The 9,545-nt window shown below is 39.2% G+C and carries 5 protein-coding genes, 3 tRNA genes, 2 rRNA genes and 1 riboswitch; of the genes, 8 read left to right on the top strand and 2 right to left on the bottom strand.

Features of this window, described 5'->3' with window-relative positions; translation table 11 throughout:
- The 4 genes from VTHSUH11_RS01195 to VTHSUH11_RS01180 all read left to right on the top strand — a co-directional run.
- Positions 1-126, top strand: a 23S ribosomal RNA gene (locus VTHSUH11_RS01195); the annotation flags it as partial.
- 131 nt (positions 127-257) lie between these two features.
- Positions 258-374, top strand: a 5S ribosomal RNA gene (gene rrf, locus VTHSUH11_RS01190).
- 1,139 nt (positions 375-1,513) lie between these two features.
- Positions 1,514-1,589, top strand: a tRNA-Trp gene (locus tag VTHSUH11_RS01185).
- 114 nt (positions 1,590-1,703) lie between these two features.
- A tRNA-Arg gene (locus VTHSUH11_RS01180) sits at positions 1,704-1,780 on the top strand.
- Positions 1,781-2,090: 310 nt separating this feature from the next.
- Here the strand turns inward: VTHSUH11_RS01180 and VTHSUH11_RS01175 are convergent.
- Together VTHSUH11_RS01175 and VTHSUH11_RS01170 are read right to left on the bottom strand one after the other, a co-directional pair.
- On the bottom strand, positions 2,091-2,543 hold the full coding sequence (locus tag VTHSUH11_RS01175; protein WP_105092348.1) for a hypothetical protein: 453 nt from the start codon (positions 2,541-2,543) through the stop codon (positions 2,091-2,093).
- A 16-nt stretch (positions 2,544-2,559) separates the two neighbouring features.
- Positions 2,560-2,838 (bottom strand): helix-turn-helix domain-containing protein, encoded by a 279-nt coding sequence (locus tag VTHSUH11_RS01170; RefSeq protein ID WP_105092347.1) that lies wholly within the window; start codon positions 2,836-2,838, stop codon positions 2,560-2,562.
- Positions 2,839-3,010: 172 nt separating this feature from the next.
- A riboswitch (cobalamin riboswitch) is annotated at positions 3,011-3,182 on the top strand.
- Positions 3,183-3,624: 442 nt separating this feature from the next.
- Between VTHSUH11_RS01170 and VTHSUH11_RS01165 the strand changes: the two genes are divergently transcribed.
- The 4 genes from VTHSUH11_RS01165 to mazG all read left to right on the top strand — a co-directional run bounded on the left by VTHSUH11_RS01165 (position 3,625) and on the right by mazG (position 9,508).
- A tRNA-Leu gene (locus tag VTHSUH11_RS01165) sits at positions 3,625-3,709 on the top strand.
- 144 nt (positions 3,710-3,853) lie between these two features.
- Complete coding sequence (gene mfd, locus VTHSUH11_RS01160; RefSeq protein ID WP_105092346.1) at positions 3,854-7,144, top strand: transcription-repair coupling factor; 3,291 nt, start codon at positions 3,854-3,856, stop codon at positions 7,142-7,144.
- Entirely contained in the window at positions 7,141-8,745 is a 1,605-nt protein-coding gene (locus tag VTHSUH11_RS01155; protein ID WP_105092345.1) for a putative polysaccharide biosynthesis protein, read from the top strand. The genes mfd and VTHSUH11_RS01155 overlap by 4 nt, the downstream gene beginning before the upstream one ends.
- Entirely contained in the window at positions 8,729-9,508 is a 780-nt protein-coding gene (mazG, locus tag VTHSUH11_RS01150; protein ID WP_105092344.1) for a nucleoside triphosphate pyrophosphohydrolase, read from the top strand. The genes VTHSUH11_RS01155 and mazG overlap by 17 nt, the downstream gene beginning before the upstream one ends.
- Positions 9,509-9,545: the final 37 nt, after the last annotated feature.

Raw genomic sequence — 9,545 nt, 5'->3', positions numbered from 1 at the left:
GAGATGAGGTTTCTCATAGCATAAGCTAGTAAGATCCCATGTAGACGACATGGTTGATAGGCCAGGTGTGGAAGAGCCGTGAGGTTTGGAGCTGACTGGTACTAATAGATCGAGGGCTTTACTTAAGCAGCGTAACCAACTTGAAGGAGCAATGCAACTTGAGTATGGGACGCAACATACAATAAAACATTAAGCAGAAATGTGCAAACAAATATATATAACTTCTATGTGGTTTTCAGAGTACAAACTCTGACAGATTCAGTGGCGATAGCTATGAGGGTCCACCTGTTCCCATCTCGAACACAGTAGTTAAGCTCATAAACGCCGAAAGTACTTGGCTGGAGACGGCCTGGGAGGATAGGAAGTCGCTGATTAAGCTAAAGGCACACCTGAGGGTGTGTCTTTTTTTTTGCATGTGCGACTTCCTATCCGACCAGGGGACATGGGAAACCTAGGGCAATAGGGCGTAAAGGAGCGCAGCGACGCATACGTCCATTGCATCAGGTTCGACGAAGCCCTAAAGGATGTGCTGTACATTAAAACATTGTATTATATGTCGCCATGGGCGAGTGTGATAGGAAGCCGCGTCTAATGGTAGGAGGCCAACTACATCTAAACGATACCGCGGTGCGTAGCACCTATGGTATCGAACCGTATAGCAGCTGAGAAATTTAGATTTATGTAAAACAGCTTTCATACCTACTAGAGCCGTCTCCAGCCAAGGTTGTAGAGGTACTATCTATCTAGGTGTCCGTGTTAGACGGAGCTGCGATGGGAAATCCACAGTGAGGAGTGATAGGAAGTCGCTGATTAAGCTAAATCTGTTAGATTCGTCTTCAGTAGAGGTAATAGAACTATATTTACTACGTTAAAATTCCATCTATCATTACATAACTATATTTCATATGTGGCATTTTTTACACATATAAAATAGGTTATAATATAGTAATTATCAATATATTTGATTATAATATGCACAAAAAACTACTCATTTTATACTCTGTTTAATTTCTATTCACTCATAATTCATATAGAATCTTTATACTAACAATAGTTGATTGAGATCAACTAAGGAAATGGAGGTCTACTACTAATAACTTTTACCTGTCCCTTTTACAAATAATACAAACAACACAACACAAAACAATACAACACATAAAACAACACTTAAATACACAACAATACTCTCCCTGTGTATAAAAAACAATACATATACAAAACTCTCTAATTATATATACCATCTCCCGTATATATAAAGGTAAAAGTTAGGTAGACAAAAGAGCCCGAAAGGGCTCTTTTCCTTTTGGCAATAAAAGTGTGTGTATAAATAAGACGTATAACGTATAATTATCTATAGAGAAATATGAAAATATACATTTAAGTGAAACGTTTTAATTATGATCTTTTTTAGTTTATATAAGAAAAATGAAGTTGCTAATTAAGAGAGAATTACCTTGACATAAGAGCTCATTCTTGGTATTATATTGAAGTATCAGGAATACTTGATGTGCATAGGGGTATAGCTCAATTGGTAGAGTAGCGGTCTCCAAAACCGTTGGTTGTGGGTTCAAGTCCTACTGCCCCTGCCAAATTTATGGGTTGCGGTCTTTGGACTGCATGTCCGTAAAATTACTCGAAAAATATTAATATAATGCTTGCAAATAATTAGCCATTATGTTAATATAATCAAGTACCAAGTACATGACTCAGTAGCTCAGCTGGATAGAGCGTTTGACTACGAATCAAAAGGCCAGGGGTTCGAATCCCTTCTGGGTCACCAAACTAAAACTCACACGAATGTGTGAGTTTTTTTATTTATCTAAATAAGGTTATATGGATTCTGTTAGGCCGATACTGATCATAGGAACTATTATAATGGTCTCTTTTAAATTATTACAGGCCTGTACTAATTCATAGGGATTTATATATAGATGAGCCGCTTCTCAGATGCTACAGGCCTGTACTAATGTTTAGATGCCCGTATATATTGTCTACTATTTGGACATAAAAAGAGGAGCTGTTTTATATTAACAGCTCCTTTTGCCTTATACTCTATAAGACGCTTAAGTCCCTAGTGGCTACTCAGTGTATTAGTGGGATACTTCTTTTAATTGTCCTGCAGCAATAGCCATATTCTTAGAGTAGATAGCTTGCATATAGCCATAGGTATCTAGTTTTAATTCTTTTAGCTTAGGATTTTTTTTGATGTTTCGACGTAAGATTTGGCCAGTACGTGCATCAATGAGATTAATTTCATCCTGTGTCCAATAAATCGTATCTTCGTCTTGATTAAAATAGTAATGATTAATATATTCTGTCATGTAATACATAGCGCCTTGATGGCTATATGTTTTGGCGATAATTTCATAGTTATTACCTTCGCCTGCACGGACGATTACGTGGTTATCTGCGTAATACTGTTGTCCATTCATTCGATACATGTAAGAATAGCCTCTAGCGTTTTCTAGGTCACCAATATTGACTGCTTGAGCACTACTCATTAAGGTAACGAAGGTAAGGGTTAGGATTGCTAACTTTTTCATGATGTGGTTATACTCCTTATTTAGCGTGTGGTTGATCAGATTCAGCCACGACATTTACCATCACTTGTTGGTCAGATGGTAATTGACTCATAATAAGAGGCATTGGTTGTTCCATAGCTTGTGCAATACCTTTGATTTGACGAATGGCAACCGGTACAGGTGTAGATGAGCTATTTTGAAAGTTAGATTCGAGTGTATTGATTTCCTCAACTGTTAAACCTGCTTTTGTTGCAAATGCTTCTTGTGAAAGTTGATGTTTCTCACGGAATGTTTTGATTATATCGCCAATATACATAGTGACCTCCATATAGTTAATTACTCTACTATTATACATGAAAGCTTAATGAGATAATAGGTGCATTGAAATATAGTCTTTTTTTATTAGTGTATTCTAAATATTTATTTATAAAATCGTAAAAAAAGGTTTGACGAATATCATATATAGTGATACTATAAACACATAGAAAACATCATATTTGGGAATAGGTGCTGAAAAGCATAATAGAGAAGCTGGTTAAATGCCAGCACGGTCCCGCCACTGTATGGTTGAGCGAGTCTAAATTAAGTCACTGGGAAACTGGGAAGGCTAGACGAGCGATGACGCCGAGTCAGGAGAACTGCCTATTCAACATTCACCATTTGACCTACGAGTGATAGGGAGGAGAAGTTAGAGACTCCCTTTTTACGTACCCGTAAAAAGGATTTTTTTGTGTAAAAGCATTCTAATTTTACACAAAACTAGGAATCTCTTGATTGAAAGTGTAGTCGTGGTGAATATACCGTTTGGTATTATCAGCATGGCTTTTGTTATGTCTGTTAATATATTTATTGGTAAATGTAGGGCATGCATTTATTCATCATCATCCTAAAAAGAGAGATGGTCCTAGCACCTAGGTTAGGTGTTTGGACCATCTCTTTTTTTACTTTCACGAGATTTTTCGCCGGCGGGATACTGCTGTCTCTGAGAAATTTAAATACCTAAAAGGGGTTAAGATTATATGGGGATGATGAAGTCTCATAAAAATTATAAAAAATGATTGACGTCATATATAATAAGTGGTATTATAGTTTCAGTCGGTACGCGGGAGTGGCGGAATTGGCAGACGCACCAGACTTAGGATCTGGCGCCTTACGGCGTGGGGGTTCAAGTCCCTTCTCCCGCACCAACTATATTGCACCTATAGGGTGCTTTTTTTATACCTATTTGCATCTGTTCTATGGAACAGATGTTTTTTTGTATATTAGTAAATATGCTATAATAAATTATTAGTAACTTTGTTACAGCTAATTAATTATATATGGAGCAGTATATGGATACTTCAATTGATACGCTGCTTTCACAGAACCCATCTATGGCAGATGGGCTAAAGGCGTTTAGCCAAAAGGGAAAGTCAGTTATATATGGTTTAAGTGGATCACAAAAGTCATTCCTTTTAAGCCGTGCTGTTCCAGAGGAACAAGTACAATCAATTATTATCGTAGTACACGATAAAGAACATAAAGAATTATGGGAACGAGATTTGGCATTTTTCTGGCCTAATGTACAGGTGTTGCCATTTCCCATTACAGAACGAGTAGAATTTACTACTGTAGCTCGTAGTTTAGAAGGACAAGGGGCACAAATGCGTGCGCTCAGCATGCTGGCCTGGAATCAGCCTATTGTGGTTCTGGCCACAGTAGAAGAGGTCACTCAATATGTGGTGAGTCCTCAATATGTGGTTTCTCAAAGTGTGCATCTAGAGGTTTCACAATCGATAGAGCGTGATGAGCTATTAGAAAAATTAGTTACAATTGGATATGAACGCGTAGACCAGGTGGAACAACGTGGTCATTTTTCTGTGCGCGGAGATATTTTTGATATATTCCCTGTGAATAGTGATGATCCGATTCGGATGGAATTCTTTGGCGATGAAATTGATACGATGCGTCATTTCTCTGTAGATACACAACGGTCTATTGAAAATGTTGATGCCTATACAGTCACACCATTCTATTTGACTAGTGATGATGCTGATAGCACATTGTTATCCTATGCTAAAGAAGGTCTCATTATCTATGATGAGCCAGGGCGTATTCAAGAGGCGTTAAAGAAGTATTTAAAAGAAGATGCAACCCATCGTAAGCAACACTGCGATTGGTCTGAATTACAGCGTACTGTAGAGGCTAAGATACAAGTGGCCTTTACGTTTATGCAACAACGCTCTATTGGCTTGCCTGGAGTTAATCCTATTGGTATTCAAGGTAAGACCATGACGAGCTTTGAGCGCCAAATTCCGCTTTTGATGGATGAAATTAAACAGTGGCAAAAGTTAGGCAACCAGGTTGTGTTAATTATTAACAATCAGCAACGTCGAGAGGGTATTGAAAAGGCTTTATATGGTGATGGTATTTCGTATCGTTACTGTGAAAGCTGGGATTTTGAGCCTACTACTGTTCATATTATGCAAGGTTTGTTGACCGACGGTTTTGAATTACCTCATAGCCGCTTAGTCGTTGTTGTAGAAGGCAATATTTACGGTCAACAAAAACGGAAGCTGCGCAATAAGCCTAAAAAAGGCCAAGAAATTAACTACTTTACAGACTTATCCATCGGTGATTATGTAGTTCATAATATGCATGGTATCGGTAAGTATATTGGCTTAAAAACGATTGAAACAGAAGGCATTCATCGTGATTATATTGAAATTGCTTATGCTGGTACCGATCGACTATTCTTGCCGGCTAGTAATTTAGACCAATTGCAAAAATACATCGGGAATGAAGGCGATGTACCACGGATTCATAAGATGGGTGGTAGTGATTGGCGTAAGGCCGTTACTAAGGCTCAAAAATCTATCGATGACTTAGCTGATAAGTTGGTTGAGCTCTATGCGAAACGTGAGATAACAGAAGGCTTTGCCTTTTTACCAGATCAACCTTGGCAGGTTGAATTTGAAGATGCATTTCCCTATGAGGAAACGGAAGACCAATTACAAGCTACGCGAGAAATCAAGGAGTCAATGGAACGACCTACTCCAATGGATCGATTGTTAGCTGGTGATGTTGGCTTTGGTAAAACCGAAGTCGCTATGCGTGCTATTTTTAAGGCTGTTATAAGCGGTAAACAAGTAGCTGTATTGGTTCCGACCACTGTGTTAGCACAACAACATTACCAAACCTTTTTAAATCGATTTAATCCATTTGGTGTTAAGGTGGATGTACTCAACCGATTCCGTTCTACAGCGGAGAAGAGGGAAATCTTAAAGGGCGTAGAAAATGGTTCTATTGATGTACTAATCGGAACTCATTCACTTTTAAATAAAAAGGTGAAATTTAAAGATTTAGGATTTCTCGTTGTGGATGAGGAGCAACGGTTTGGTGTGGCACAAAAGGAAAAGTGGAAGGAATGGGCCAATAATATTGACGTGCTAACATTGAGTGCCACACCTATTCCACGAACACTTCACATGTCTCTCGTTGGGGTACGTGAAATGTCTGTTATTAATACACCACCAGAAGATAGATTGCCTGTTCAAACCTATGTGGTGGAATACGACATGAACCTCATTGCGGATGCAATTAAGCGTGAATTGGCACGAGGGGGCCAAGTGTATTTCGTATATAACCGAGTAGCCTCCATTAAACATATGGGGGAATTGTTAGAGGCTGCTCTGCCTGAATTGCGATATGCTATTGCTCATGGGCAAATGACGGGTCGTCAAATCGAAGAAATTATGACTGATTTCTATGAAGGTCAGTATGATGTACTACTCAGTACGAGTATCATTGAAACGGGCCTTGATATACCAAATGCTAATACGATTATTATTTATGATGCAGATCGTTTAGGCTTATCTCAGTTATATCAAATGCGTGGTCGCGTAGGGCGTTCTAGACGTCGTGCCTATGCATATTTCATGTATCGGCCTGATAAGATGCTTTCAGAAGCGGCAGAAAAACGATTAAAAGCCATTGAAGAGTTTACCGAGTTAGGGGCAGGTTTTAAATTGGCTATGCGTGACTTAGAAATTCGTGGAGCAGGCAACTTATTAGGATCACAACAACATGGCAATATCGCTTCCGTAGGTTTTGGTATGTATGTAACCATGTTAGAGGAGGCCATTGCAAAAGCGCAGAATAGAGAGGTCGTAAAAGAGGTTATACCAGACCCTGCTATAGATCTTGAAATTGATGCTTTTATTGATGATGCGTACATCAAGGATAGTGCTCGTAAGATTTCTGTATATCAACGGATGTTACACATCAAGAATAAGGAACAGCTTGATGATATGACTGATGAGTTAATCGATCGTTTTGGTACGCCAACAGACCCAGTAGATCGTTTATTGCGAGTAGCTCAAATTAAGGAACAAGCGCGCCTTCTCGGCATTAAGAGTATAGCCCGTCGCGATAATAAGCTTATTATCCATTGGTATGACGATTCTAAAATGGCGGATTGGGATATGGGGAGTGTTCGTGAAGATTTATGGAAAAAGATTAAATTCATGGATACAAAACCAGCGTCATTATACATCAGTTTGAATGGATTAAAGGGTTCTATTTTAACCATTACAGAAGCGGTGATGAAAGAATTGTCGAAAAAGTCTAAGGGGGGCCTATGAATCGATTTTTAAAGGGTGCCATGATTTTAACGATAGCCGGTATTATCGTTAAGATTATTGGTGCTTTCAGTAAAGTACTCATCGCTCGTATTCTCGGTGGCGAGGGCATAGGTCTCTATATGATGGCCTATCCAATCTATCAAATTATCGTTAGTATCTCAGCTGCAGGAATTCCCGTTGCCATTTCTATTATGATTGCCGAAAAACTAGCCAATCGCGATATACGCGGCGTGCAACAAGTATTTAATGTATCCTTGCGTGTACTTACACTCGTGGGCATTGTATTTAGCGTAGGCCTTTATGCTAGCGCGGAATGGCTTATTAAGTGGCATATTATTACGGACCCACGGGCTCTAATTCCCATCCAATTATTGTCACCAGCCATTATCGTCGTAACGATTTTAAGCTGCTTTAGAGGCTATTTCCAAGGCTTTCAATACATGGTGCCAACCGGAACAAGCCAGGTGTTTGAGCAAATATTCCGAGTAGGCTCCATGGTGGGGCTAGCTTATTATTTCATTGATTCTGGATTGCACCTCGCTGCAGGCGGGGCTACATTTGCCACATTCCCAGGTGTTCTAGCTGGCTTAATCGTACTCATTTATTTCTATCGCTCTCAACGTAATTTGCGTCAGCAGATGTTGACTGAACAAAACGAAACAGCTCCTATAGAGACGAATGGTACTGTCATTAAACGGTTATTTGCATTAGCCATACCAGTATCCATGGCAAATATTATGTTGCCGATGGTATCCTTAATAGATACATTCATCGTTCCTAAACGTTTGATGGATATCGGTTATTACTTACATGAGGCGACTACACAATTTGGATATTTAACGGGGATGGCTACTTCACTCATTGGATTACCTATTATTTTGACGACTGCACTGGCATCTAGTCTTGTACCAGCCGTATCCGAAGCCTATGCGATGGGAAATAATAGACGTATTATCGAGCGTGCTAGTACAGCCATGAAAATCGCAAATCTCTTTGCTATACCTGCCTGTATTGGTCTGTGTGTGCTGGCTACGCCTATTTCTCAGTTGATTTATGCAACACCAAATGCGGGGCCTGTTATTGCCGTTATCAGTCTTAGTATCATCTTTTTAGGATGGCAACAAATTACAGCAGGTATTTTGCAAGGTTTAGGGCGTACAGTAATTCCTATGATGTCGATTTTTGTAGGGCTTTTGGTGAAAGCCGTTTTAGACTATCAATTAACTGGTACAAGTGAGCTTGGTATTAACGGGGCTGCTTGGGCAACCAATTTAAACTTTGCCATTGCTGCATTGATTAATATTATATTTGTAAAACGTCATGTGGGCAGCGTGATTTGCTGTATGAACCTATTAAAAATCATCATTTCCGCGATGGCCATGGGTGGGGCTACACAAGTTACGTATATGTTCCTTATTGATATGATTGGTAATGGTGCATCTGTAGCAGTTGCTATTATCGTTGCCTTAGCCGTTTATGTACTTTCACTATGGATCACAAAGGCTATTGTAAAGGATGATATCTATCAAATGCCTGTTATCGGTAAGCGATTACGGAAACGACAAGCAGAGGAGAATAGGATCTATGAAGAAGAATATTGATATACAACCGCTCGTAGATGTAGTGGCTAAATTACGTGCCCCTGATGGCTGCCCTTGGGATAAGGTGCAAACGCATGAATCGCTACGTCGATATTTTATTGAAGAAACCTATGAAGTAGTAGATGCCATAGATAACAAGGATATGCATAATCTCAGAGAAGAGCTAGGGGATGTATTATTACAAGTTGTTTTTCATAGTAGTTTAGCTGAAGAATCTGGTTCATTTTCATTACAGGATGTAATAAATGATGTAACGGAAAAGATGATTCACCGACATCCTAATGTATTTCCTCAAGATAATCCTGAGAAGGAAGGGAAAATATACACCTGGGATGAATTAAAAGCACAAGAAAAGGGAAATATACGAAAAAATGTATTAGATGGAATATCCAAGGGTTTACCTGCATTGGTGGCTGCTCAAAAGCTACAAGAAAAGGCTGGAAAGGTAGGTTTTGACTGGGATGAACTGGAGCCAGTTTGGGCCAAAGTAAGTGAGGAAATAGGTGAATTTAAGGAGGCTGTTGCCAAAAAAGATAGAGAAAATATGGAAAAAGAGGCGGGAGATGTGCTTTTTTCCTTGATTAATCTATTTAGATGGTATAAAATAAGCGGTGAAAATGCACTGAATCGCACAAACACGAAGTTCCGACAGCGTTTTTCACATGTAGAGGCTTGTGTTAACCAAAGCGATCGCTCATGGGAAGACTTTTCATTAGCTGAGCTGGATGCTTTTTGGGAGGAGGCTAAGGTGCAGGAAAAGTAACCTAGAGGTGTGTTAGTAACCTCGGGTATTGTATTTT

Origin of the sequence: Veillonella tobetsuensis, assembly GCF_002959935.1 — a bacterium.
GTDB lineage: Bacteria > Bacillota > Negativicutes > Veillonellales > Veillonellaceae > Veillonella > Veillonella tobetsuensis.
Note: the sequence above shows the minus strand (reverse complement) of the source record. Positions and strands in the feature narration are given on the sequence as shown.

Bases quoted from the DNA above. Each gene is read 5' to 3' on its own strand.
- VTHSUH11_RS01175 (WP_105092348.1), bottom strand. From the start codon at position 2,543: ATGAAAAAGTTAGCAATCCTAACCCTTACCTTCGTTACCTTAATGAGT.
- VTHSUH11_RS01170 (WP_105092347.1), bottom strand. From the start codon at position 2,838: ATGTATATTGGCGATATAATCAAAACATTCCGTGAGAAACATCAACTT.
- mfd (WP_105092346.1), top strand. From the start codon at position 3,854: ATGGATACTTCAATTGATACGCTGCTTTCACAGAACCCATCTATGGCA.
- VTHSUH11_RS01155 (WP_105092345.1), top strand. From the start codon at position 7,141: ATGAATCGATTTTTAAAGGGTGCCATGATTTTAACGATAGCCGGTATT.
- mazG (WP_105092344.1), top strand. From the start codon at position 8,729: ATGAAGAAGAATATTGATATACAACCGCTCGTAGATGTAGTGGCTAAA.